This is a genomic window from Billgrantia desiderata, from assembly GCF_900108215.1.
In the GTDB taxonomy this organism is placed as follows: domain Bacteria; phylum Pseudomonadota; class Gammaproteobacteria; order Pseudomonadales; family Halomonadaceae; genus Halomonas; species Halomonas desiderata.
Genome location: NZ_FNVC01000028.1, coordinates 1 through 24,452, shown reverse-complemented (window position 1 = coordinate 24,452; position 24,452 = coordinate 1). Strand labels below are relative to the sequence as shown.

Annotated in this window: 18 protein-coding genes and 1 rRNA gene; 10 read left to right on the top strand and 9 right to left on the bottom strand. The window is 65.5% G+C overall.

Translation table 11 applies throughout. The features are described from left to right. Nucleotides 1-218: 218 nt before the first annotated feature. Nucleotides 219-1,055 (top strand): methylenetetrahydrofolate reductase [NAD(P)H], encoded by an 837-nt coding sequence (gene metF, locus C4S71_RS19400; RefSeq protein WP_086511840.1) that lies wholly within the window; start codon nucleotides 219-221, stop codon nucleotides 1,053-1,055. Between the two features lie 82 nt (nucleotides 1,056-1,137). Continuing rightward, a complete protein-coding gene (gene sodC, locus C4S71_RS19395) occupies nucleotides 1,138-1,680 on the top strand; it encodes a superoxide dismutase family protein (protein ID WP_103970254.1) in 543 nt (180 codons plus the stop codon). Between the two features lie 103 nt (nucleotides 1,681-1,783). On the opposite strand, the gene C4S71_RS19390 is transcribed toward sodC, so the two are convergent. The 6 genes from C4S71_RS19390 to prlC form a co-directional block, all read right to left on the bottom strand. Further along, entirely contained in the window at nucleotides 1,784-2,830 is a 1,047-nt protein-coding gene (locus C4S71_RS19390; RefSeq protein ID WP_103970253.1) for a TAXI family TRAP transporter solute-binding subunit, read from the bottom strand. A 76-nt stretch (nucleotides 2,831-2,906) separates the two neighbouring features. Beyond that, the gene (locus C4S71_RS19385) at nucleotides 2,907-5,069 is read right to left on the bottom strand and encodes a TRAP transporter permease (RefSeq protein WP_086511837.1); all 2,163 of its coding nucleotides are present in this window, start codon (nucleotides 5,067-5,069) and stop codon (nucleotides 2,907-2,909) included. An 86-nt stretch (nucleotides 5,070-5,155) separates the two neighbouring features. Further along, entirely contained in the window at nucleotides 5,156-6,139 is a 984-nt protein-coding gene (locus C4S71_RS19380) for a TAXI family TRAP transporter solute-binding subunit (RefSeq protein ID WP_103970252.1), read from the bottom strand. Between the two features lie 198 nt (nucleotides 6,140-6,337). Beyond that, on the bottom strand, nucleotides 6,338-8,092 hold the full coding sequence (locus tag C4S71_RS19375) for a Na/Pi cotransporter family protein (protein WP_103970251.1): 1,755 nt from the start codon (nucleotides 8,090-8,092) through the stop codon (nucleotides 6,338-6,340). A 2-nt stretch (nucleotides 8,093-8,094) separates the two neighbouring features. Beyond that, nucleotides 8,095-8,340 carry a YheV family putative zinc ribbon protein gene (locus C4S71_RS19370; protein WP_086511834.1) on the bottom strand — a complete coding sequence of 82 codons (246 nt, stop codon included), beginning with the start codon at nucleotides 8,338-8,340 and terminating at the stop codon, nucleotides 8,095-8,097. Between the two features lie 75 nt (nucleotides 8,341-8,415). Beyond that, the gene (prlC, locus tag C4S71_RS19365; protein ID WP_103970250.1) at nucleotides 8,416-10,467 is read right to left on the bottom strand and encodes an oligopeptidase A; all 2,052 of its coding nucleotides are present in this window, start codon (nucleotides 10,465-10,467) and stop codon (nucleotides 8,416-8,418) included. A 141-nt stretch (nucleotides 10,468-10,608) separates the two neighbouring features. Between prlC and C4S71_RS19360 the strand changes: the two genes are divergently transcribed. The 3 genes from C4S71_RS19360 (at nucleotide 10,609) to C4S71_RS19350 (ending at nucleotide 13,319) form a co-directional block, all read left to right on the top strand. Then, nucleotides 10,609-11,949, top strand: coding sequence for a sodium-dependent transporter (locus C4S71_RS19360; RefSeq protein ID WP_086511832.1), 1,341 nt, complete (start codon nucleotides 10,609-10,611; stop codon nucleotides 11,947-11,949). 42 nt (nucleotides 11,950-11,991) lie between these two features. Next, nucleotides 11,992-12,543: a gamma carbonic anhydrase family protein gene (locus tag C4S71_RS19355; protein ID WP_086511831.1), complete on the top strand. Its 552-nt coding sequence runs from the start codon at nucleotides 11,992-11,994 to the stop codon at nucleotides 12,541-12,543. Between the two features lie 104 nt (nucleotides 12,544-12,647). Next, nucleotides 12,648-13,319 (top strand): metal-dependent hydrolase, encoded by a 672-nt coding sequence (locus tag C4S71_RS19350; RefSeq protein ID WP_103970249.1) that lies wholly within the window; start codon nucleotides 12,648-12,650, stop codon nucleotides 13,317-13,319. Here C4S71_RS19350 and C4S71_RS19345 read toward each other — a convergent pair. From C4S71_RS19345 to C4S71_RS19335, 3 genes are read right to left on the bottom strand one after another with little or no spacing between them, the layout of a single operon-like run. Then, complete coding sequence (locus C4S71_RS19345) at nucleotides 13,295-14,677, bottom strand: sigma-54-dependent transcriptional regulator (RefSeq protein WP_103970248.1); 1,383 nt, start codon at nucleotides 14,675-14,677, stop codon at nucleotides 13,295-13,297. The two genes, C4S71_RS19350 and C4S71_RS19345, sit on opposite strands and share 25 nt — an antisense overlap. Beyond that, nucleotides 14,670-16,586, bottom strand: coding sequence for a sensor histidine kinase (locus C4S71_RS19340; RefSeq protein ID WP_103970247.1), 1,917 nt, complete (start codon nucleotides 16,584-16,586; stop codon nucleotides 14,670-14,672). Before C4S71_RS19340 ends, C4S71_RS19345 begins: the two co-directional genes overlap by 8 nt. A gap of 17 nt (nucleotides 16,587-16,603) precedes the next feature. After that, entirely contained in the window at nucleotides 16,604-17,371 is a 768-nt protein-coding gene (locus C4S71_RS19335) for a GntR family transcriptional regulator (RefSeq protein ID WP_086511827.1), read from the bottom strand. 312 nt (nucleotides 17,372-17,683) lie between these two features. On the opposite strand from C4S71_RS19335, the gene C4S71_RS19330 reads away from it, so the two are divergent. The 5 genes from C4S71_RS19330 to C4S71_RS19310 all read left to right on the top strand — a co-directional run. Further along, nucleotides 17,684-18,439 (top strand): (Fe-S)-binding protein, encoded by a 756-nt coding sequence (locus C4S71_RS19330; RefSeq protein WP_086511826.1) that lies wholly within the window; start codon nucleotides 17,684-17,686, stop codon nucleotides 18,437-18,439. Continuing rightward, nucleotides 18,436-19,905 carry a LutB/LldF family L-lactate oxidation iron-sulfur protein gene (locus C4S71_RS19325; RefSeq protein ID WP_103970246.1) on the top strand — a complete coding sequence of 490 codons (1,470 nt, stop codon included), beginning with the start codon at nucleotides 18,436-18,438 and terminating at the stop codon, nucleotides 19,903-19,905. The genes C4S71_RS19330 and C4S71_RS19325 overlap by 4 nt, the downstream gene beginning before the upstream one ends. Beyond that, nucleotides 19,902-20,570 carry a LutC/YkgG family protein gene (locus C4S71_RS19320; RefSeq protein WP_103970245.1) on the top strand — a complete coding sequence of 223 codons (669 nt, stop codon included), beginning with the start codon at nucleotides 19,902-19,904 and terminating at the stop codon, nucleotides 20,568-20,570. The genes C4S71_RS19325 and C4S71_RS19320 overlap by 4 nt, the downstream gene beginning before the upstream one ends. Beyond that, complete coding sequence (locus C4S71_RS19315) at nucleotides 20,567-23,449, top strand: FAD-binding and (Fe-S)-binding domain-containing protein (RefSeq protein WP_103970244.1); 2,883 nt, start codon at nucleotides 20,567-20,569, stop codon at nucleotides 23,447-23,449. The genes C4S71_RS19320 and C4S71_RS19315 overlap by 4 nt, the downstream gene beginning before the upstream one ends. A gap of 674 nt (nucleotides 23,450-24,123) precedes the next feature. Next, nucleotides 24,124-24,452, top strand: a 16S ribosomal RNA gene (locus tag C4S71_RS19310); the annotation flags it as partial.

Here is a 24,452-nt window from a genome sequence, read left to right as displayed (position 1 = left end):
GGTCAACGTGGCATGGGCGAAGATTTGTTAGCGAAGTTTGAGCTTTTGCAGCCGAGGCCCGCCTGCCACGTGAGTCAATCAGACCGAACGGTTCTAATCGTCCGGTTCTATATGACGAAAGCTCATGTAGCAGCGTGAAACTTTTCATTGGTCAGGCGTCCGGCCGGACGGCAGAATGCAGGGATTCGCATCGCTCCCGGCAAACCAGAGAGATTTTCATGAGCAGCTCATATCCGCTAGGCATCAGTTTCGAGTTCTTTCCTCCCAACACCGAGGCGGGACGCGAGAAGCTGATAGGGGTGCGCGACGCCCTGGCCGAGCGGGGCCCGCGTTTCTTCTCGGTCACCTATGGCGCCGGCGGTTCGACCCAGGGACGCACGCTCAGTACCGTGAGAAGCGTGCGCGAGTCCGGCATCACCACCGCGCCGCACCTCTCCTGCATCGGCAGCGAGAAGGCTCAATTGCGCGACCTGCTCGCGCAGTACCGCGAGGAGGGCATCGACAGCCTGGTGGCGCTGCGTGGCGATCTGCCCTCGGGCATGGGCGGCATCGGCGAGCTGCGCTACGCCAACGAGCTGGTGGAGTTCATCCGTGAGGAGACCGGCGATCACTTCGAGATCGCCGTGGCGGCCTATCCGGAATCCCACCCGCAGGCGCCGAGCTTCGAGCGCGACCTGGAGAACTTCGCGCGCAAGGTGAAGGCCGGGGCCAATCTCGCCATCACCCAATACTTCTTCACCGCCGAGGCTTACTTCCACTTCGTCGAGCGCGCCCAGGCCCTCGGCGTCGAGGCGCCGATCGTACCCGGCATCATGCCGATCACCAATTACACCAAGCTGGCCCGTTTCTCCGATGCCTGCGGTGCCGAGATTCCACGCTGGATCCGCAAGCAGCTCGAGGCCTACGGTGACGACAGCGAGGCCATCGCGGCCTTCGGCACCGAGGTGGTGTCGCGGCTTTGTCAGCGCCTGCTCGACGGCGGTGCACCCGGTCTGCACTTCTATACCCTCAACCAGGCGGAGCCCTGCCTGCGCATCCTCGACAACCTGGCTTGAGTCCATCGCTTTGGCGCTGGGGCGCATCTGCGACTAGCCTGTTTCCTGCATGTCCATGGAATCAGGAACAGGAGGTCGCTAGATGCGCCATGCCAACCTTTCGGGAGTCGCTTTCGCCTCCCTGCTGCTAGCCGCTGGAATGGGACAAGCCCAGGCCCAGGAAGGCCACGAAGTCGAGATCAACTGGGTGAGTGCCGATGGCATCGAGGATTCCATCGGCACCATCACGCTCGAAGATACCGACCACGGCTTGTTGCTTATCCCCGATCTGCGCGAGATGCCGCCCGGCGTGTACGGTTTCCATGTCCACGAGAACCCCAGCTGCGAGCCGGGGGAAGACGAGGACGGCAACATGCAAGCTGCCGGCGAGGCGGGCGGCCACTACGATCCCGAGGAGACCGATAGCCACCAGGGCCCCTATGGCGACGGTCACCTGGGCGACCTGCCGGTACTGATCGTCAACGAAGACGGCGAGGCGGATCTGCCGGTGCTGGCGCCGCGGCTCACCGTCGACGACGTTCAGGGCCGCAGCCTGATGATCCACGAAGGCGGCGACACCTACTCCGACGAGCCGGAACTCGGTGGCGGCGGCGGCCGTATGGCCTGCGGCGTGGTCGAGTCCTGAGCGGTATCGCTTGCGCTTCCTAGCCCTTGAACGACTCGGCCCCGCCATCTGGCGGGGCCGCTTCATTGGGTGTCAGTGAGATTGGGTGTCAGTGAGGATGGCGTCAGTCGTCCGTGTCGCTGGCGTCTTCGTCGTCTGCGTCCTCATCCGGGCGCATTTCGGGTGGCAGCATTTCGGCCGGCACTTCAAGGCCTTGCTCCTCGTAGTAGCGCACCGCCCCGGGGTGGAACCAGATCACGCCATTCTTGTCGAGGTGCTCCGCCCGGGTTTCGATGGCGGCGGGGTGGATCTCCATCATGGCGTCGGGGTGGTCCAGCACCAGCTTCATCAGCTCATAGACGAAGCTCTCCGGCAGGTCCTTGTGGCCAATGGCGAAATTCCAGAACGACACCGAAGCGTGGGGAGCGTCCATCGAGGCATAGGTATCGGCGGGAATCTCGAAGGCCGACACCGGGAAGGTGTCCAGCAGGGTGCTCTGCTCTTGCTCCGTCAGGCCGAACATGTGCACGTCACGCCGCCGCTCGAGACGCTCGAAGGCTCTGATCGGCAGACCGGCGCAGAAGGCGAAGGCGTCACTGAGCCGTGAGGTCAGATAGTCGGCCAGATGGTTGGCGTCGGCATACTGCAGATGCACGTCCTCGACGCCCAGCGCTTCCAGAAACTGCGGCCAGTAGGCGGCGCAGGTACCGCCCATGGGGCCGACCCCGACCCGCTTGCCGCTCAGGTCGGCGATGCTCTCGATGCCCGAGCCGGCCAGCGTCACCACGTGGAAGGGGGTCTGGTACATGGGGAAGAGCGCGCGCACGTCGCGCATCTCCTCGCCGGGGGCGAATTCGGCCTCTCCGTCCCAGAGTTCGCGGGCCGGACCCAAGGTGACCAAGCCCAGTTCCGCCTCGCCGGTATGGACCAGCGTCATGTTGTGATAGGGCCCGCCGGTCGCCTGGGAAACGGCGTCAATGCCGAGTTCGTCGATGAGGCGGGTCACCAGACCGTCGCCATAGACCTGATAGGTGCCGCCGAGGGAGGCGGTGCCCAACAGGACTTCTTCCGGCCAATTGGCCCGCTCATCGGCCAGGGTGGGGGCGCTCGCGAACAGCAGGGCGCAGGCAGCGGCTAACGGATACAGCGTTGGGAACCGTCCAGTGCTCATGGTGTGTCTCCTGTCGGTGAGGTGGGCGGTGAAGCCAAGGTGGCCGAGGCCACCTTGGCTTGCGCCCGATCCCGGATCAGGTCAGGGCCTTGGGCTTGGCCTTCAGCGCGGCAGCCTGCCACACGAACACCAGCCCGCCGATGCCGACGCCGAGCAGGTCGGTCATCCAGCCGCCGGCGATCATCGACAGCGCGGCGGCCAGCAGCAACACGCGCTGCACGAGGTTGACGCCACCGTTGAGGAACCAGCCCTGCACCGAAGCGGCCAGCAGGTAGATCCCTACACCCGCGGTGAGGGCCACGCGCAGGATCTGCATCCAGGTGCCGTCCATCAGCAGCGCGGGGCTGTAGAAGAACATGAAGGGCACGATGAAGGCGGCCAGGCCGAACTTGAAGGAGGTCATGGCCGTCTTCAGCGGATCGGTTCCCGAGATGGCGGCGGCAGCATAGCCGGCCAGCGCCACCGGTGGGGTGATGGCCGAGAGCACCGCGTAGTAGAACACGAAGAAGTGCGCCACCAGCGGCGGAATGCCGATCTGCTGCAGGCCCGGTGCCACCACCGAGGCGGCTACCGCATAGGCCGCCGTGGTCGGCATGCCCATGCCGAGCAGGATCGAGATACACATGGCGAAGAACAGCGCCAGCAGATGGCTGGCATCGGCGATGCCCAGCAGCATGGAGGCGAAGCGGGCACCGACGCCGGTCAGGGCGATGACGCCGACGATGATACCGGCACAGGCACATACCGCGATCAGCGGAATGGCCATGCGTGCGCCCAGCGAGAGGGCGTTGAGCAGCGCCTTGGGACCCATCCAGTGGGGCGTGAACCAGGACACCACGGCGGCGCTGACCATCGCCAGGGTACCGGCACGAATCACCGAGTAACCCATGAACAGGGTGCCGATCAGGATGATGATGGGCAGGAACAGATAGACCTGCTTGACCATCGAGCGGAATACCGGCAGCTGGTCCTTGGGCAGACCCTGCATGCCGCCGCGGCGGGCTTCCAGATCGACCATCAGGTAGATGGAGAGGAAGTACAGGGCGGCCGGAATCAGCGCGGCAATGGCGATTTCGGTATAGGGGATGCCGGTGATCTCGGCCATGATGAAGGCGCCCGCGCCCATGATCGGCGGTACGATCTGGCCGCCGGTGGAAGCCGCGGCCTCGATGCCGCCGGCGCTGCGCGGGTGGTAGCCGACCTTCTTCATCAGCGGAATGGTCAGCGAGCCGGTCGCCACCACGTTGCCGGCAGAGGTGCCGTTGATCATGCCCATCAGGCCGGAAGCGAACACCGCCACCTTGGCCGGGCCGCCACGCGCGCGACCGGCGGCGGCGAAGGCGAAGTTGACGAAATAGTCACCCACGCGGGAGGCCTGCAGGAAGGCGGCGAAGGTGATGAACAGAATGATGTAGGTGGACGAGACCGCGGTGGTCGCGCCGAGGATACCGTTGTCGGTATACAGGTAGGTGAAGAAGCGCTGCGGCGAGTAGCCGCGGTGTTCCAGCAGGCCGGGCAGGTATGGGCCGGCAAAGGCATAGACCAGGAACACGGCGGTGATGACGATCAGCGCCAGCCCCGCCACGCGACGGGTGAGCTCCATGATCAGGGCCACCCCGATGGCCGAGACGAGGAACTCGGTCTGTCCGGCAAACGGTGTGCCGGCGGCCATGCGCCAGCGCTGCAGCACGAACAGCAGGTAGGCGGCGACGATGATCGAAGCGACGATCAGCACGGCGTCGGCCCAGTGGACGGAGCGGCTCGAACCGCGCCAGATCCAGCTGCTGATCATGGCGATACCGGTGGCGATCGTCAGTGCCCAGCTCATGTGCACCAGCACCCAGCCGGCAGGGGGCGTGCCCTGGGTTTCCCGGATGAACCAGGCATAACCGATGGCGAAGGCGGCATAGACGATGGCGGCTACGGCCGGAATCATGGCCAACCACTCGACCTTGCCTATGTGCCTTTCGCCCGGGCTGCGGTCCAGGGTATAGGCGGCGGTGATGGCGAAGCCTACGGCCAGGCCACCGGCCACGTGAATGATGCGAAACGCCCAGGTCTCGATCGGCGAGACGTTGAGTGCATAGAGATGCATGGCCGTAAAGAGGACACAGGCGGCAAATACCGTCTGGCCGAGCAGGCCGGAAAGCACGCGCTCGTTGTGGGCGATCGGGATGTCGGCGACACCTTCGGTGCCGATCTTCGAGGCGGCTTGTTCGGGTTGGGTTTCGTGGGTCATGCCGGGATGCCTTGAGGGGTTACAGTTGCCTTAGGGGGTTAAGGCGTTGACGCCGGCCCGAAGGCCGGCGTCGATGCGCGTATCGATCAGCCGCGCAGGTCCTCCGGGATCTCGTAGCCGTTCTCTTCGAACCAGCGTACGGCACCCGGATGCCAGGGCAGGAAGGTGTTGTACTCGAAGTTCTCCGGCACCGTCTCGCTGGCGGCACCATGGATCTGGACCATGCGGTCGTTGTTTTCCATCACGGTCTTGGTCACTTCGTAGACCAGCGACTCCGGCATGTCCTTATGGGTGATGGCGAAGTTCCAGATCGAAACGGCCGGCAGGTCTTCGTCCAGGCTGTTGTAGACGGAGGCCGGGATGCTGGCCGGGCTCAGCTCGGGGAAGTCGCCCAGGAACTGCTCCATCTCTTCCTCGGAGAAGGAGAAGATGTTGACGTTGGCTTGGGCTTCGAGCTGGTTGAAGGCAGAGATCGGCACGCCCGCGGCGAAGGCGAAGGCATCGATCAGGCCGTCCTGCAGCTGGCCTGCCTGGTCGGCGGCACCGCCGTTGCGGGTGCTGACGTTCAGGCCGAGCTTCTCGAACAGCTGCGGATAGTACATGTCCGAAGTACCGCCCGCCGGGCCGACGCCCACGGTCTTACCGTCCAGATCGGCAACGGAACTGATGCCCGAGCCGGCCAGGGCAACGATCTGCAAGGTGGTCTGGTACATCGGGAATACGGCGCGAATGTCGGTATGCTCGACGCCCGGGGCAAGCTCGCTGTTGCCGGTCCATGCCTCGTAGGCCGGACCCATGGTCACCATGCCGAAGTCGTGCTCGCCCATCTGTACCAGGGTGGCGTTCTGAACGGGGCCGCCAGTCACTTCGGCGCCGAAGGAAACGCCGAGGGCGTCGCCCACCATGTTGGCCCAGCCGGAGCCGTAGATGTAGTAGGTGCCACCCTGGCTGGCGGTACCTACGGTCAGGCTGCGGGGCCAGTCGCTGCGATCTTGGGCCTGGGCGCCGGCGGCGACCAGGGCCGCACCGAGCACGGAGGTGGCGATCAGTTTGGAGGCGGTATAGCGCATGGGAGTACTCCGATTTGCCTTTGTCGTTATGGGAGCCCACCTGAAGTGGGTCCTTATGAAATACGTTGTAACGCACATGAGTATAGGCAATTGCTGCGCCATGCAGAGGCAGTGCTTGTAAAAACAAGATATTACTTTTTTTTCATTCGACGAAAGTCGAGGCGAAGAAAATCAGGTTTGGCTGGGATTTCGCACTGGTTACGTAATGTGTGTGTGGTTATCCACACACTGGGAGGCGCAGGACGTTTCGGTGAGCGTTGCGATCAGACGGCTGGCTTGGTGCAGGTCGTTCATCAACGACGAGGCGAGCCATGGATCGAGGCGATGCTCCCGCAACCGCTGGGCCAGCTCATGCTGCCAGTGGCGGCGTATCTCCTCGACGGGGGTGGCAATGGCAGTAGCCTCCTTCTCCTCGGCGAGTCGATTGAGGCCGGTGGCAATGGCCAGGCGCAGATCGTCGTGGGCCTCGCGCAGCGGGCTGGCCGGCGCGGCATGGCGCAGCAGGCTACGCTGCAGTACCTCGCCCAGGCGTACCGCTTCCACCATGCGCAGTGAGCGTTCCTGCAGCTCGTCCAGCCTTGCCTGTTGAGCGTCTGTCAGCGGCACATCGAGGCGTGCCTGGAATTCCAGAATCTCGGTGAGCAGTGGCTTGATGCGCTCCTGGTAGCGGGTATCGATGCCTGGCCAGGCGTCGGGATCGATGCGGGCCGCCACCGCTTGCCGCTCCGGCGGGTGACCGATCACCTCGGCGCTGGGAAGCAGGATGGCGCTGCACAGCAGATGATAGGCGCGCCGGTCGAGGCGCCGACACTCCTGTTCCATGGCGGCAACGGCGGTATCCGCATGATTGAGGGCGGTACTGTCGAGGTAGCGCGCCTGCGACGGCGGCAGCCGAGTGGGTTCGGGAAAGCGGCGCTCGAGCAAGCCGGCCAGCTGCGGGATCCAGGGCAGCATCAGCACGATACCGAGCAGGTTGAACAGGGTATGGAACAGGGCCAGCTTCAGCGGCCAGGCCGTAGCCGCCAATCCCACCAGTTCGGCAAGGGCGTCCACCAGCCAGGCCAGCGGCACCAGCAGCGCCAGGGCGACCACGGCGGTGACCAGATTGAAGACCACATGCGCCCCGGCCAGGCGGCGTGCCGCGACACCGGCGGAAAGCGCGCCCAGTATGGCGGTGACCGTGGTCCCGATGTTGGCGCCGATGGCGATGGCCAGGGCCGGCAGGTAGGGCAGCTGCCCCGAGGCCAGGGCCGTCAGGGTGAGCAGCAGCGTGGCGTGGCTCGACTGCATGACCACGGTGGCGACGATGCCGATCGCCACGAACAGCGGCCAGTGCCACAGCCGGTCGCCCGCCAGGCCGTCGAGGCGCAGGCCATCCTGCCAGGCTTCGAAGCCGAGCTTCATGAAGTCGATGCCGAGGAACAGCAGGCCGATGCCCAGCAGCAGCGCGGCGATACCGGCCGGCGGACCGCTGAGGCGGTAACGGCCGAGCAGGCCGAGGGCGAGCAGCGGCATGGCATAGTGGGCCAGGTCGAAGCGCAGACCGAGCGAGGCGATCAGCCAGGCGCCGGTGGTCGTTCCCAGGTTGGCACCGAACAGCAGGGCGATGGCGCCGGGCAGGGCGACCAGACCGGCGCTGACGAAGGACATCGCCAGCAGGGTGATCAATGAGCTGGACTGGACCACGGCAGTGGCCAGGGCGCCGACGCCAATCGCACGCCCGGGGTGGCGCGTGGCGGCATGCAGCCAGCGGTCGAGCGTGCCACCTGAAAGCCGCTTGATGGCCTCTTCCAGGTGGGTCATGCCCCACAGGAACAGTCCCAGACCGGCGGCCAGCGTGGCCAGGTCGGGGCGCGACAGCAGCAGAGCGGCGGCGACAGCCAGGCCGAGCAGCTCCAGGCGACGGCGTCCGCTCCTGTGCTGCCCGGCATCGCTGGTGCCCGGGCCTGTCACGCTCAGCGGCTCCCGGGGTCGAGAATCCTCACCGTCTGGATGGCATTGCGGCGCTGCTCCTCACGCTCGCGATTGACGCGGGTCTCGAGCTCGGCCGCCGTCTCTTCCTCGATGGGGGCCTGTTCGAAGAAGTCGCAGTTGACGCAGTCGCGATAGCGTATGCCGCTCTGCTCCCAGGCGCGGATCTTGTCCATCTCGGCACAGCGGGGGCAGACGGCGCCGGCGATGAAGCGTTTCTGAACGGCCATGTTGCCTCCATGAGCAAGGGCCGCCGGCGAGTGCCGGCGACGGTGTGGCTACGATAGCGTGCCGTGCCCGTGCTGTCAGGCGGCACGAATGCCGCTGTGACGCAGCAGCGGTTCGACGCTGGGCTCGCGGCCGCGGAAGGCGCGGAACAGCTCCGCGGCATCACGGGCGCCGCCCTGTTCGAGAATTTCGCTGCGGAAGCGCTGGCCGGTCTCGGCGTCGAAGATGCCGGCCTCCTCGAAGGCGCTCCAGGCGTCGGCAGAGAGCACCTCGGCCCACTTGTAGCTGTAGTAGCCCGCCGCATAGCCGCCGGCGAAGATATGGCTGAAGCCGTTCTGGAAGCGGTTGAAGTCGGCCTTGGGCACCACCGACACGGCGCTGCGCACTTCGTCGAGCAGTGCCTGCACGTCGGCGGCCGTGGGGGCGGCCAGCTCGTGATGCAGACGCAGATCGAACAGCGAGAATTCGAGCTGGCGCACCAGGCCCATGGCCGACTGGAAGTTCTTGGCCGCCTGCAGGCGCTCCAGCAGCTCGGCGGGCAGTGCCTCGCCGCTGTCGACATGGCCGGCGATCAGGTCGAGTCCTTCACGCTCCCAGCAGTAGTTCTCCATGAACTGGCTGGGCAGTTCCACCGCGTCCCACGCCACACCGTTGATGCCGGAGACGTCGGCTACCGTCTGCCGGGTCAGCATGTGGTGCAGCCCATGGCCGAACTCGTGGAACAGGGTAGTGACCTCGTCGTGGGTCAGCAGCGCCGGCCGCTCGCCCACCGGGCGGGTGAAGTTGCAGGTCAGGTAGGCGACGGGCAATTGCAGTTCGCCGTCTTCCCGGCAGCGGCGCACCCGGCACTCGTCCATCCAGGCGCCGCCGCGCTTGCCCTCGCGGGCGTAAAGGTCGAGGTAGAAGCCGGCGATCGGCTCGCCCCGCTCGAGAATGCGAAAATAGCGCACCTCGGGGTGGTAGCGGGGGGCTTGCAGGTCTTCCTCGACGGTAACGCCGTAGAGCCGCTCGACCACCTGGAACAGCCCATCCACGACCCGGGGGGCGGGAAAGTAGGGGCGCAGCTGCTCCTGGGAGATGGCATGGCGGGCTTCGCGCAGCTTCTCGCTGGCATAGCCGATGTCCCAGGGGGCGAGTTCGGCCAGGCCCAGGGTGTCGCGGGCGTAGGCTTCGAGCTCGGCAAACTCTTCCCTCGCCTGGGGCACCGCGCGGCGCGCCAGGTCCTCGAGGAAGTCGAGCACCTGGCGCGGCGACTCGGCCATCTTGGTGGCCAGCGAGTAGTCGGCATAGCTGGCGAAGCCCAGCAGCTCGGCCAGTTCGCGGCGCAGGCGCAGCGTCTCTTCGATGACCGGGGCGTTGTCGTACTCGCCGGCATTGGGGCCCTGGTCCGAGGCGCGGGTAACGAAGGCCGTGTACACCTCGCGGCGCAGCTCGCGGTCGTCGGCGAAGGTCAGCACCGGATAGAAACTGGGGAAGTCGAGGGTGATGCGGTAGCCCTTCGCTCCCTTGGCCTCGGCGTTGGCGGCAAGCGTCGCCAGGGCGCTCTCGGGCAGACCGGCCAGCCGGGCCGCGTCGTCGATATCCTTGTGCCAGGCCTGGGTGGCGTCGAGCAGCTGGTTGGAGAAGGTGTTGGCAAGCTCCGACAGGCGTGCCTTGATCTCGCCGTAGCGACGCTTCTGCTCTGGCGGCAGGTCGACCCCGGCAAGGCGGAAGTCGCGCAGGGTGTTGTCGACGCTGCGACGCTGAGCTTCGTCCAGCTCGGCCCAGGCGGGCCCTTCCTTGAGGGCCTGCCAGGCACGGAACAGCCCCTCGTGCTGGCCCATCCAGGTGCTGTAGTCCGAGAGCTTGCCCAGACAGGCCTGATAGGCCTCGCGCAGGGCCGGCGAGTTCATGGTGCCGTTGAGGTGCGACACCGGCGACCAGGCGCGCGACAGGCGATCGTTGAGTGCCTCGAGCGGCGCGGCCAGGCTATCCCAACTGGGCGTCTCCTGCTCGGCGCGCTCGATCAGCGCCTCGATGCCGGCGCGATTGTCGGCCAGCAGCTTGTCGATGGCCGGTACCACGTGCTCCGGCTTGATCTCGGCGAAAGGGGGCAGCTCGTGGGATTCAAGCAGGGGATTGTGGGACATGCGCACCTCAAGGCGTGTTGGGTATAAGTGCAGAATAGCGATTAGATGCGGCCAGGTGTCACGGGTTTCAATCCCGCCGGGGATTGGTCGCGGAGTGTCGGCCTGATAGGCTTGCGCCTCCACGAAAGTCGAGGTAACGGCATGAACGCAACCTTGGAGCGCTGGAGCACGCGGCGCGCCTTCATCCTGGCGGTGACCGGCGCAGCCGTGGGGCTGGGCAACATCTGGCGCTTTCCCTACATCACCGGCGAAAACGGTGGGGCCGCCTTCCTGGTGCTCTATATCGCCTTCGTGCTGCTGCTGGGGTTGCCCGTGATGATGGCCGAGATCCTGATCGGCCGGGCCGGCCGTCGCGCGCCGATGCAGGCGCTGGGCTATCTGGCCGGGCAGGCCGGGGCCAGCCGTCACTGGAGGCTGCTGGGATTGTTCGGTGCCTTTACCGTCTTTTGCATCCTGTCGTTCTACTCGGTGGTGTCGGGCTGGTCCATCGAGTTCTTCGTCACCGCGGTGAACGGTGGTTTCGTGGGGCTGAGTGCGGCCGAGGTCGGTGCCGGCTTCGAGGCCTTCCTGGCCGACCCGCTGCGTATGACGTTCAACCACACGCTGTTCCTGTTCATGACCATGACCGTGGTGGCGGCCGGCGTGGCCAAGGGGCTGGAGCGACTCAACAATCTGCTGATGCCGCTGCTGTACCTGCTGCTTGTCATGCTGGCCCTCTATGCCGCCACCACCGACGGCTTCGGCCCGGCGCTGGCGTGGCTGTTCATGCCGGACTTCTCGGCCATTACGCCGTTGGTGGTGCTGCATGCCATGGGCCATGCCTTCTTCACTCTGGCGGTGGGAGCCTGCGCGCTAATGGCGTATGGCGCCTACATGCCGGAGCATCAGAGCCTGCCGCGCGCCGCCGCTGCCGTGGCGGTGCTGGACGTGAGCGTGGCGCTGTTGGCCGGCATCGCCATCTTCTCGGTGGTATTCTCTCAGGGCATGGATCCCGGCGAGGGGCCGGGCCTGATGTTCGTCACCCTGCCCATCGCTTTTGCCGAGCTGCCCTGGGGGGCGCTGTGGCTCAGCGTGTTCTTCCTGCTGTTGCTGTTGGCGACCTGGACCTCGTCGATCAACCTGGCCGAGCCGATGGTGGCCACGCTGCAGGGGCTGGGGTTCGGTCGCGGCAAGGCCACTGCGGTGGTCGGCATCGCCGTGTGGCTGGTCGGTCTGCTGTCGGTGCTGTCGTTCTCCGCCCTGGCCGAGTGGCGGCCGCTGTTCGGGATGAACGCCTTCGATCTGGTGACCACCATTCCCACCGAGATCTTTCTGCCGGTGGGCGGTCTGTTGATCGCCATCTTTGCTGCCTGGGTGATGCCGAAAGCCGAGGCGCAGGCGGCGCTGGGCGTGGCAGAGCCCGGCTTCGTGCTGTGGCGAACGGTGTTACGCTGGGTCTCGATTCCCCTGACGGTCGTGGTACTGGCGGCCGGGCTGCTGTAACCATTCGATGTGACCGGCGCAGAAGCCGGGCTGGAGGTTTGCATGAGCGTGAACGATCCCCTGCGCAGCTGGCAGGGTAAGCGCCCCTCTCTGGGCGCGCGGGTCTACGTCGATCCGGCCTGCGTGGTGCTGGGCGACGTGGTGCTGGGCGACGACTGCTCGGTGTGGCCCATGGCGGTGATTCGTGGCGACATGCACCGTATCCGCATCGGCGCGCGTACCAGCGTGCAGGACGGCAGCGTGCTGCACATCACCCACGCCAGCGATTTCAACCCGGGCGGATTCCCGCTCACCATCGGCGACGACGTCACCATCGGCCACAAGGCGATCCTGCACGGCTGCACGCTGGGCAGTCGCATCCTGGTGGGCATGGGGGCCATCGTCATGGATGGCGCCGTGGTCGAGGACGAGGTGATCATCGCCGCCGGTGCCGTGGTGACCCCGGGCAAGCGTCTCGAGAGCGGCCATGTCTACGCCGGCAACCCGGCCAAGGCGCTGCGTCCGCTGAAGGAGAGCGAGCGGCAGTTCTTTCCCTATACCGCCGGCAACTACGTCAAGCTCAAGGATCAGTACCTTGCGGAGCATGGCGGGTAACACGCGGTTGCGATCCTTGCGCAGTTTGAGCCTCTAACCCGTTGTTATTCATGTAGGTGCAAGCGATAATCTGGCTTTTTATCCAGTAGAGGGCTTGTCCCGGCATGGCCGATTTCCGCACCCATCTTGGCGTGGCCGCCGCCGGCGGCGCCGTACTGGCCCATGGCGGTTGGCAGGTAGGGCTGTGGGAGCTGTGGCAGGGCGGGGTCGTGTTCGGGCTGGTGACCTTCGGGGGCATCCTGCCCGACATCGATGCCGACAGTTCCAAGGCGATTCGCCTCATCTTCAATCTACTGGCGGTGCCCAGCGTGGTGCTGGGAGCACTGCTGTTGCAGGGGCATCTGGCCCCGGGCTACTTGCTGGTGGTGTGCGGTCTGCTCTATCTCACGGTGCGCTACGTTGCCGGTGGCGTATTCAGCCGCTTCACCGTGCACCGGGGCATCTGGCATTCGCTGCTGGCCGCCGCTCTGTGCGGGCTGGCGGCGGCAGCGGTGAGTTACCAGCTGTTCGTCCAGCCTGCCCGGTTGGCTTGGGTGCACGGTGTTGCCGTCTGCCTCGGTTTCGTCATCCATCTGGCACTGGATGAAATCTACAGCGTCGATCTCACCGGGGCGCGCATCAAACGCTCCTTCGGCACGGCGCTCAAGCCTCTCGACATCAAGTCTCCGGGCAACTCGTTGGCCATGCTCATGGCCGGCGTGGCGCTGCTGCCATGGCTGCCGGCCTGGTCAGCGCTGCTGGAGTTGCTGGCTCAGGGCGTGGCCTTGTGGCGATAGTCCTCGGCCTTGAGACCGTACTTGCGCAGCTTGTCGTAGAGCGTCTTGCGCGGCAGCCCGAGATGTTCGCAGACCTCGGTGATCCTGCCGCGATGGCTGACCAGCGACTGGCTGATCAGGCTCTTCTCGAACAGCTCCACCTGCTGCGGCAGGGCCAACTCGGCGACGTCCGATTCGACGCCCTCCAGCAGCATGTCGATCCGATAGTCGAAGGCCGAGCCGAGCAGCACATAGCGCTCGGCCAGATTGCGCAGTTCGCGTACGTTGCCCGGCCAGTCGTGGGCCATCAGCGTCGAGACGCCGCTGGTGCCCAGCGGCGGCGCTTCCAGACCGCTGCGATTGGAGGCGACCACGGCAAAGTGCTGGAACAGTAGGGGGATGTCCTCGCGCCGTTCGCGCAGAGGCGGGAGCGGCAGGGTGACCACGTTGAGACGGTAGTAGAGGTCCTCGCGGAACTCACCGGACTCGGCGGCGAGCTTGAGGTCGACCTTGGTGGCCGCGATGACGCGAATGTCGAGCGGGATGTGTTCGTTGGCACCGAGGCGTTCGATACAGCGCTCCTGCAGCACGCGCAGCAGCTTGACCTGCAGTGCCAGCGGCATGGACTCGATCTCGTCGAGAAAGACCGTGCCGCCGTTGGCATGCTCGAACTTGCCGATGCGCCGCTCCACGGCGCCGGTGAAGGCGCCCTTCTCATGACCGAACAGCTCCGATTCGATGATGCTTTCGGGCACGGCGCCGCAGTTGATGGCGACGAAGGGATGTCCGCCGCGAGGACTGCGTTCGTGGATGGCACGGGCCACCAGGTCCTTGCCGGTACCCGTTTCGCCGAACAGCAGCACGTCGGTCTCCACCTGAGCAATGCGCTGTACCATGGAGGCGAGTCGATGAATCGCCGGCGTTCTCCCCACCAGGCGCGGCCCAGGGGCAGCCTGTTGGGCTTCCAGCTCGGCCTTGAGCTGGCGGTTTTCCAGGCTCAGGCGGCGCTTGTCGATGCCGCGGCGTACCATCTCGACCAGCCGCTCGCCGGCAAACGGCTTCTCCAGAAAGTCCCAGGCGCCCTCGCGCATGGCTTCCACGGCGGTGGAGATGTCGCCATGGCCGGTGATCAGGATGACCGGCAGGTCCGGGTCGCGTAGCCGTACCTCGCGCAGCAGCGCCATGCCATCCATGCCCGGCATGCGGATGTCGCTGACGATCACACCGGGAAAGTCGGGAGTGAGTGTTTTCAGGGCGCTCTCGGCGCTGGCGTAGGGCTGTGGCTGGTAGCCGGCCAGTTCCAGGGTCTGGCCGGCGGTGATGCGCAGGTGGGGTTCGTCATCGATGATCAGTACCGGGATGGGCGCCGGGTCATGCATGGGATTGCTGCTCCTGGATTGGCGATGGCTGAGCGTCGTCGGGTTTCTCCATGCGGGGCAGGGTAATGGTGAAGCGTGCCCCGGCGCCAGGTACGTTGCTGGCATCGATGTTACCGCCCAGATCCCTGATGATACGCGCCGATATGGAAAGTCCCAGCCCCAGCCCGCTGCCCGGCGACTTGGTAGTGAAGAAGGGCTCGAAGATCCGTGCCAGGTGCGCTTCGGGAATGCCGGGGCCCGAATCGCTGACGCCGATGAATACCCGCTCGGCCTCGACCTCGACGCTGAGAATGAGAGTGGGCTCGGGCGTTTCCGCCATCGCCTGAAGGGCATTGCCGATCAGGTTGACCAGCACCTGTTCGAGACGCACCAGGTCGGCATGGACCCAAACCTCATCGCCCCAGTCCCGCACGACCTCGACGTCGTGCAGCCGATTCTGATAGAGCCGCAGGGCATACCGGAAGCAGGCCTGAACCGAGACCGCTGTCAGCGAGCTGCTGCTCTTGCGTGAGAACTGTCGTAGCTGGGCACTGATTTCGGCCATGCGCTCGGTCAGCTCGACGACCTGGGCCAGATTGGCGTCGGCAGCCTCCAGCCGCTGGCGCTCGAGAAAGGTACGGGCATTCTCGGCATAGGCGCGAATGGCGGCCAGCGGCTGGTTGAGTTCATGATTGATACCGGCCGCCAGCTGGCCCAGCACGGCGAGCTTGGCGGCCTGGATCAGCTCGTCGCGGGTCTGGCGCAGATTCTCCTCGGCGCGACGCCGCTCCTCGATCTCGTCCGAAAGCAGCCGGTTGGTTTCCATCAGATCGTGGGTGCGCAGCTCGACGTTGCGCTCCAGCTCGTCGCGCGCCTGGGCCAGGGTGCGGCGTTCGCGCTCGGCAAACAGCTCGCGCTCGCGGCGCAGGCGCCAGCGCTGCCAGCCGATGCCGCCTGCCAGCACCACGACGCCGTACAGGCCGCCAGCCAGTGCGGCGGCAAGCCACTGCGCCTGGTAGACGCTGCCCAGGGGCTTGAGGATATGCATGTCCCAGTCATAGGCTTCCAAGTGGCGGGACAGCCCCAGATAGCTCTCTTCCGCCAGCGGGCCGGTGTCGAATCTCACCAGTCGGCTGCCATCCGGGCGCTGCTCATAGACATCGATGCCCGAGGGGGACAGGGGTTCGTCGGCGTAGCGCCGGGCAGCCAGCAAGTTCTGACGCTCGGCTTCCGTGAGGGGAAACAGCGCCGCCATGCGTAGCTCGGGACGGCTGGCCATGAAGATGATGTTGTCATGATCGGTGACCAGCAGTTCGGCATCCTGCTCAGCCCAGCTCTCCTCGACTTCATCGAGCAGGATCTTGATGACCATGACGCCATCCGGACGGGCATCCGGGGTCGTTTCATCCAGCCATACGGGGGCGGAGAAGTAGTAGCCGCGCTCGAGTGACTGGGTGCCCAGGCCGAAGAAGCGGCCGCGACCGCCCTCTATCGCGTCGGTGTAGTAGCTGCGAAAGGAGTAGTTATGACCGATGAAGGTGTTTTCCATATGCCAGTTGCTGGCGGCCAGCGTCGTACCATGACGATCGAGCAGGTAGACATCGGAGACGTCGGCAATGGCGCGGAACTGGTCGAGCAGCCGGTTGAGCGGCATCGGGTTCTGCTCGCCGTGGCCGCTGAGAAAGCGCTTGATCATCTCGCGCGAGGCGAGCAGCTGCGGAAGGTAGTCATGGCGGGTCAGATGCCCCTCCAGGCCGGCGGCCGAGAGGCGCAGTTCGTTCTCGGCTTCCCGTACCAGGGTTTGCAGGGCCTGTTCGCGCGCTACCTGGGAGGCCTGCCAGGTGACCAGCACCAATCCGAGCGGCAGCAGCAACAGCAGCAGCCGACGTAGCGGTACCGACAGGCGGGGTGGTCGATGGGGGCCTTTCACTCGATGATTACCTGCAGCTAGATTTCCGGTAGTGCCTGGGCGCGCCGCAGGGCCCGCTGGGCGCGGGTTTCGGCGCGCTCCATTTCCAGCAGCTCCTCCTCGACGAAGACGAGGTGTTCGTGGGAGCGCGCTCGGGCGTCCTCGGCACGACCTTCGAGAATGGCGTCGAGCAGGGCGCGGTGCTGCTTCATCAGCATGGGACGCGACTGGGGCTTCTCGAACAGGTGGGCCAGGTTGTCGACGATGCTCTTTTCCAGCAGGTGGAAGATGCCACGAATGGTGTGTAGCAGCAGCACGTTATGTGCGGCCTCGGCAATGGCCAGGTGGAAGGCGGCATCTGCCTTGGCCTCTAGCTCGGGGTCGCGGCCGGCAAAGCATGCCTCCAACTCCTCGAAGCGCTTGATCAGCATGGCGCGGTCGGCCGGGGTGGAGCGCAGTGCCGCATAGTAGGCCGAAATGCCTTCCATGGCGTCGCGGAATTCGAGCAGATCGAGGTGAAACTCCTGATGCCTGGCCAGCATGTCCAACAAGGGGTCGCTGTAACCGCTGTTTAGTTCACGCGTCACGAAGGTGCCGCCGCCCTGACGGCTGGTCAGCAATCCTCGGGTGGCCAGTTTCTGAATCGCCTCGCGCAGCGAGGGGCGCGAGACGCCAAAACGCTCGGCCAGTTCGCGCTCGGGTGGCAGGCGTTGACCGGGCTTGAGGCTGCCTTCGAGGATCATCGCTTCGAGCCGCTCGGTGATGACATCGGCCAGACGTGGTTGGCGTACGTTGTGGTAGGTCATGCGAGGCTATCCTGGAGCCTTTCGGCTTTAATTGGTCTTACCAATATTGGCTCGATTCTCGCTCTCATGCAATCCGCCTTTCGCACTTTCTGAAAGAGGAAGAGTGGCATCGACACTTCTTTAGTGGTGTTCTAGACCAAAGTCTATGCCAGTGAAGCGATTAAGGAAGGTCTTGTCGTTGACACTGTCAGCAGTGCCCCCTAAGGTTCAACGACTTCAGTCAGGTAAATTGGTTTTACCAATTTTTTCTTGGCCAGATTCCAACAATTCGCAAGACCGCCACTGCCCACAGGCCGACAGTGAGGGAGCCTCATGACGCCAGTCAAGCTGTACCCACCCAAGCCGGAGAAGGTCTACTTCTTCGGCACCTGCCTGATCGACCTCTTTTATCCTGAAGCGGGAATGGATGGTATCCGCCTGTTGGAGCGCGAGGGAATCGAGGTGGTCTATCCTCAGGCGCAGACCTGCTGCGGCCAGCCGGCCTACACCTCCGGCTATCACGACGAGGCGCGGGCAGTGGCGGCAGCGCAGCTCGATCTCTTTCCCGAGCCCTGGCCGATCGTCGTGCCTTCAGGTTCCTGTGGCGGCATGATGCGTACCCATTACCCTCAGCTCTTTGCCGGCACCGAGCATGAGGCCCGGGCCAACGAGGTGGCCGGACGCATCTATGAGCTCACTGAGTTCCTGTTGCATGTCTGTCAGCTCAGGCTCGAGGATCGCGGGCAGCCGGAAAAGGTGGCCATGCATACCTCGTGCAGCGCCCGGCGCGAAATGGGATTGGGGGAAACCGGGCCCGCGTTGCTCGCCCGCATGGGCCAGGTCGAGCTGGTGGAGCAGGCCCGTGCCACGGAATGCTGCGGTTTCGGCGGCACCTTCGCCGTGCGCCACCCGGAGGTCTCTGCCGCCATGGTGGAAGACAAGACCCAGGCCATCGAGGCTACCGGGGCGAGGCGCTTCGTCACCTCTGACTGCGGCTGCCTGATGAACATTGCCGGTCGCTTCGAGCATCAGGGCAAGGCGGTTTCCGGTGAGCACATCGCCAGCTACCTGTGGCGGAGGACCTCATGAGCGCTTCCGAAGTACAGACGTTCACTCCTCGCGAGTTCCATCGCCAGGCCCACGATGCCCTGGGCAATCCTCAGATACGCGCCAACTTTCGCAAGGCGATGGACGGCCTGATGGCCAAGCGCCGCGACGTCTTCAGCGACTGGGATCTCGAGACCCTGCGCGAGCTCGGCGCCAACATCCGCCTGCGCGCGTTGGCCAAGCTGCCTGACCTGCTCGAGCGGCTCGAGGCCAACTGTCAGGCCAATGGCATTCAGGTGCATTGGGCCGAGAACGGCGACGAGGCGTGCCGCATCATTCGCGAGATCTGCCAGCGCCACGGCGCCAAGGCGGTGATCAAGGGCAAGTCGATGGTCTCCGAGGAGATGCACCTCAATGCCCACCTGGAAGAGGCGGGCATCGAGGCGCTGGAGTCGGACCTCGGCGAGTACCTGGTGCAGCTCAACGAGCAGACGCCTTCGCACATCATCATGCCGGCGATCCATCTCAACACCGATGAGATCTCCGAGATCATGCACACCAGGACCGGCACCGAGCGTACCCGAGACGTCGACACCATGACCGCCGCCGCGCGGGCCCAACTGCGCGAGCGCTTCATGGCCGCCGACGTGGGCATCTCGGGGGTCAACTTCGCCGTGGCCGAGACCGGCACTCTGTGCCTGGTGGAGAACGAGGGCAACGGCCGCATGACCACCGCCGTGCCGCCGGTGCACATCGCCGTGACCGGCATCGAAAAGGTGGTCGAGCACCTGCGCGACGTGCCGCCGCTCTATGCGCTGTTGACCCGTTCGGCCACCGGTCAGCACGTCACCACCTACTTCAATATGATCAGCTCACCGCGCAAGCTCGGCGAGCACGACGGGCCGAATGAGGTCCATCTGGTGCTGGTCGACAGCGGTCGCTCCAACATCTATCAGGATGACGAGCTGCTCGACACCCTGCGCTGCATCCGCTGCGGCGCCTGCATGAACCACTGCCCGGTCTATACCCGGGTTGGCGGGCATACCTACGGCACCACCTATCCCGGCCCCATCGGCAGCATCCTGATGCCTCACATGATGGGCCTGGAGGCGACCAAGGATCTGCCCACCGCCTCGAGCCTGTGCGGCGCCTGCGGCGAGGTGTGCCCGGTCAAGATTCCGATTCCCGACCTGCTGGTGCGCCTGCGCCGCGAGGCGGTGGGCGAGGGACGCGGCAACGTGCCCGGTGCCGGCGTCAAGCGGACCAAGAAGGAAGTGGCAGCGTGGAAAGGGTTCCAGTGGCTGGCCACGCACCCCGGCGTCTGGCGCAGCAGTACGGCCATCGCCGGCAAGCTGCAGGCGCTGATGCCCTCGAAGCTGGGGCCGTGGACGGAATACCGCACTGCGCTCAAGCCGGCCAAGGTTTCACTGCATGCCTTGGTTAAACAGCACAAGGCCAAACGCCATCAGGCAGGCAAGTCCGACGAGGATGGGGGGAAGCGTTCATGAGTGCCCGTGACAACATTCTCAAACGCCTGCGTGAGCGTACCGATGGCCCGCTGACGGCGCCGCAGAGCGATTTCGCCGTGGTCAGCGGGCGCGGCTGGAGCCAGCAGGAGCGGCTGGCGCGCTTCGAGCGCTGGATCACCTCGGTGCATGGCGAGGTCATCCACACGTCTCGCGATGACTGGACCAGGGCACTTGCCGGGCTGCTCGAGGCCAAGGACATTCGCCGTCTGGCCCTGGGGCGGGAGCACCCCGTCGCCGCCGAGGCGCGCGCCGCCCTGGCCGAAGGCGACGTCGTCCTGATCGACGCCGACCGCGATATCGAGACCTGGCGGCACGAGCAGTTCCACGACACCGATGCCGGCCTGACCTCCACCCGCGGCGCCATCGCCGAGACCGGTAGCCTGTGGCTGTGGCCGACCCCCGATGAGCCGCGCCTGCTGAGCCTGGTGCCGCCGATCCACATCGCCGTGCTCGATGCCGACACCATCGAAGACACCTTTTTCGACGTGGTCGAAGCCCACGGCTGGGCCGGCGGCATGCCCACCAACGCGCTGCTGATCTCGGGGCCGAGCAAGACCGCCGACATCGAGCAGACCCTGGCCTATGGCGTGCACGGGCCGCGCGAGCTGGTGGTGCTGTTGCGTCATGCCGAGGAGCGACCATGAGCGCTGCGACGACGGCACCTGCCGCCGATGCCTGGCAGGCGCTCAAACAGGAGCTGCTCGCGATCATGCCCGCCGAGCGGCTGATCGACGACCCGCTGCGTACCCTGGCCTACGGCACCGACGCCAGCTTCTACCGGCTCATTCCCAAGCTGGTGGTGCGCCCCGCCGACGAGGACGAGCTGATGGCGGTGCTGGCCGGCTGTCGCCGGCGCGGCCTTCCAGTCACCTTCCGCGCCGCCGGCACCTCGCTCTCGGGCCAGGCGGTGACCGATTCGGTGCTGATCCAGCTGCGCGAGGGCTGGCGCGGCCACGAGGTCCTCGACAATGGCCGGGCCATTCGCCTGCAGCCCGGGGTGATCGGCGCGCGGGCCAACCAGCTGCTGGCCCCCTTCGGGCGCAAGATCGGCCCCGATCCGGCCTCCATCAACAGCTGCATGGTGGGCGGGATCGCCGCCAACAACGCCTCGGGCATGTGCTGCGGCACGGCGCAGAACAGCTACCGCACGGTGCGCGACATGCGCGTGATCCTGGCCGATGGCACCCGCCTGGACACCGCCGACCCGGCCAGTTGCGCGGCGTTCCGCCGCAGCCATGCCGAGCTCGTCGAAGGACTCGAGCGTCTCTCCGCCGAGACCCGGGCCAACTCGGCGCTGGCGGAGAAGATCCGCCACAAGTACCGGCTCAAGAACACCACCGGCTACGCGCTCAACAGCCTGGTCGACTTCGACGACGGCATCGAGATCCTCAAGCACCTGATGATCGGCTCCGAGGGTACCCTCGGCTTCATTAGCACCATCACCTACGACACCGTTATCGACGAGCCGCACAAGGCCGCCGCGCTGGTCTTCCTGCCCGACATGGCCACCACCTGCCGCGCCACCATCGCGCTCAAGCCAGCGCCGGTCTCGGCGGTGGAGCTGATGGATCGTGCCGCGCTGCGCTCGGTGGAGAACAAGCCGGGCATGCCCGAGGGGCTCAAGCGCCTGCCCGAAGGGGCGGCGGCACTGCTGATCGACGTGCGCGGCAACGACGAAGCGGAGCTTCAGGCGCGGCTCGAGGCGGTGCAGGCCATCTTCGAGGGCATCCACACCCTGGAGCCGGTCACCTTCACCCGTGAAAAAGGCCTCTACGAGCTCTACTGGAAGATCCGCAAGGGGCTCTTCCCCGCCGTGGGGGCGGTGCGCGATACCGGCACCACGGTGATCATCGAGGACGTCGCCTTCCCCATCGAGCGGCTCGACGAAGGCGTGCTGGCGCTGACCGACGCCTTCCATCGCCACGGCTACCCGGAGGCGATCCTGTTCGGGCATGCCCTGGAGGGCAACCTGCACTTCGTCTTCCCCCAGGGCTTCGAGAAGCCCGGTGAGGTGGAGCGCTACCAGGCGCTGATGGACGAGGTGGCGCAGTTGGTCGGCGTCGAATATGGCGGTTCGCTCAAGGCCGAGCACGGTACCGGGCGCAACATGGCGCCCTACGTCGAGCTGGAGTGGGGCCCCGAAGCCTACGCGCTGATGTGGCAGATCAAGGCGCTGTTCGACCCGGAGAATCTGCTCAATCCCGACGTCATCCTCAGCCGCAATCCGACCCTGCACCTGGAGAATCTCAAGCCGCTGCCAGCGGCCGATCCCATCGTCGACAAGTGCATCGAATGCGGTTTCTGTGAGCATGTCTGCCCCTCGCGGGACCTCACCCTCACGCCGCGGCAGCGTATCGTCGCCGCCCGCGAGATGGCCAGGCTCGAAGCGATGGGTACAAGCCTCGCTGGCGAAGAGGCCGAACGCCTCGAGCGGCTGCGTCAGGACTACCGCTACGCCGGCGACGAGACCTGTGCCGTCGACGGCCTGTGCGCCACCCAGTGCCCGGTGGGGATCAACACCGGCGAGCTGATCCGCGAGATGCGCCGCGAGCGGCTGGCGCCGCATGCCGACATGGCGCGCCGGGTGGGGCGCCACTTCTCCGGTGCCACGCGGCTGGCACGGGGCATGCTCAACCTGGCCGGTGTCGGACGTGCCGTATTGGGCGAAAAGGGCCTCTCCAAGGTGAGTGGCGGCATCACCCGGGCCAGTGGCGGCAAGGTGCCCCAGTGGGTACCCACCCTGCCCAAGGCGGCCCCGGTGCGCGTGCTCAAGCGCAAACCCGCGACCGATGGCGTGCGGGAGAAGGTGGTCTACTTCCCATCCTGCGCCACCCGTGTCTTCGGTGCCGGCCATGGCGACAGCGAGCGGCGCTCGATTATGGAGATCACCCTCTCACTGCTGGAGAAGGCCGGTTTCGAGGTGATCGTGCCGGAGATGCCAGGGCATCTCTGCTGCGGCATGGCGTTCCAGTCCAAGGGTCAATTCGACGAAGCCACGCACAAGGCGCGCGAACTCAATCGCGAGCTGCTGGTGGCCAGCCAGAACGGCCGCTACCCGATCTTGAGCGACACCAGCCCCTGTGTACTGCACATGCAGGGGCGGCTGGACGAGCGCTTGACGGTGCAGGAGCCGGTGGCCTTCGCCCACGAGCATCTGCTGCCGCGCCTCGATGTCATGCCGCTCGACGAGCGAGTGGCGGTGCACGTGACCTGCTCCAGCACCCACATGGGCCTGGGCGAACGCATGGTGGCCCTGGCGCGGGCCTGCGCCCGCGAAGTTGTGGTGCCGGCAGAGATCACCTGCTGCGGCTTTGCCGGCGACAAGGGACTGGTGACACCGGAGCTCAACGCCTCGGCCCTGAAGGGGCTGGCTGAGCAGGTAGGGGAGTGCGATGCGGGGTACTCCAACTCGCGCACCTGCGAGATCGGCCTGTCGTTGCACGGCGGCATCCCGTATCGTTCGATCCTGTCGCTGCTCGACCGTGCCAGCCGCAAGCGCAAGGAAGCGGGCGAGACAGCCTGAACCATTCACATGAGTCATCCACAGCCGCTCGCCTGCGAGCGACTGTGGATAAGCCACTGTGTTGCGTCCCTGAAATATTTTTCCCGCCGCCCCTTGCGGGGCTCGGGGGAAAACCGTAAAGTACGCATCCGCTGCCGGTGACGGGCAACGTCGCAGGCGGTGGGAAGAGTGGTAAGTGGTTGTCGTTGTTTGAGTTTTTCGATTCGCTTCGCAAAATTCTCACTTGACGCCCACGGCGGATTCGGTAGAATGCGCCCACTCGAAAGCAGGTCCGGAAGCGGGCTTGCGGCCGCCGGCTCCGGCTGGTCTTCGCGGTCAGGGTCACCTCGGTGACGGCCCCGAAGAGAGTTGACAAACTCCGGCGCTTCAGTAGAATACGCCTTCCTCGCAGGGCGCTGGCGAGGCCCCTCGGTCCCTGGATCGACGGCCGCGACAGCAAGCGAGACGCTCCGCGCTTCAGGCTGAGGCTTGAAGAGAAAAGGAGCCGCTCTTTAACAATCGATCAGGTAATTCATGTGGGCGCTTGTCGATGAGGTGGTGAGAAGTCACACCATTTCAAGGCAAGCGACTCGTCGAGACCTTCGGGTCTTTTGAGAAGCTTTGACCTTGAGCCAAGTTTGGTCCGCTTTCTGCTCCTGTTTCGGCAGGGGTCAGGGTAAGGACTATATGATCTTAAACTGAAGAGTTTGATCATGGCTCAGATTGAACGCTGGCGGCAGGCCTAACACATGCAAGTCGAGCGGCAGCACGGGAAGCTTGCTTCCTGGTGGCGAGCGGCGGACGGGTGAGTAATGCATAGGAATCTGCCCGGTAGTGGGGGATAACCTGGGGAAACCCAGGCTAATACCGCATACGCCCTACGGGGGAAAGCAGGGGCTCTTCGGACCTTGCGCTATCGGATGAGCCTATGTCGGATTAGCTGGTTGGTGAGGTAATGGCTCACCAAGGCGACGATCCGTAGCTGGTCTGAGAGGATGATCAGCCACATCGGGACTGAGACACG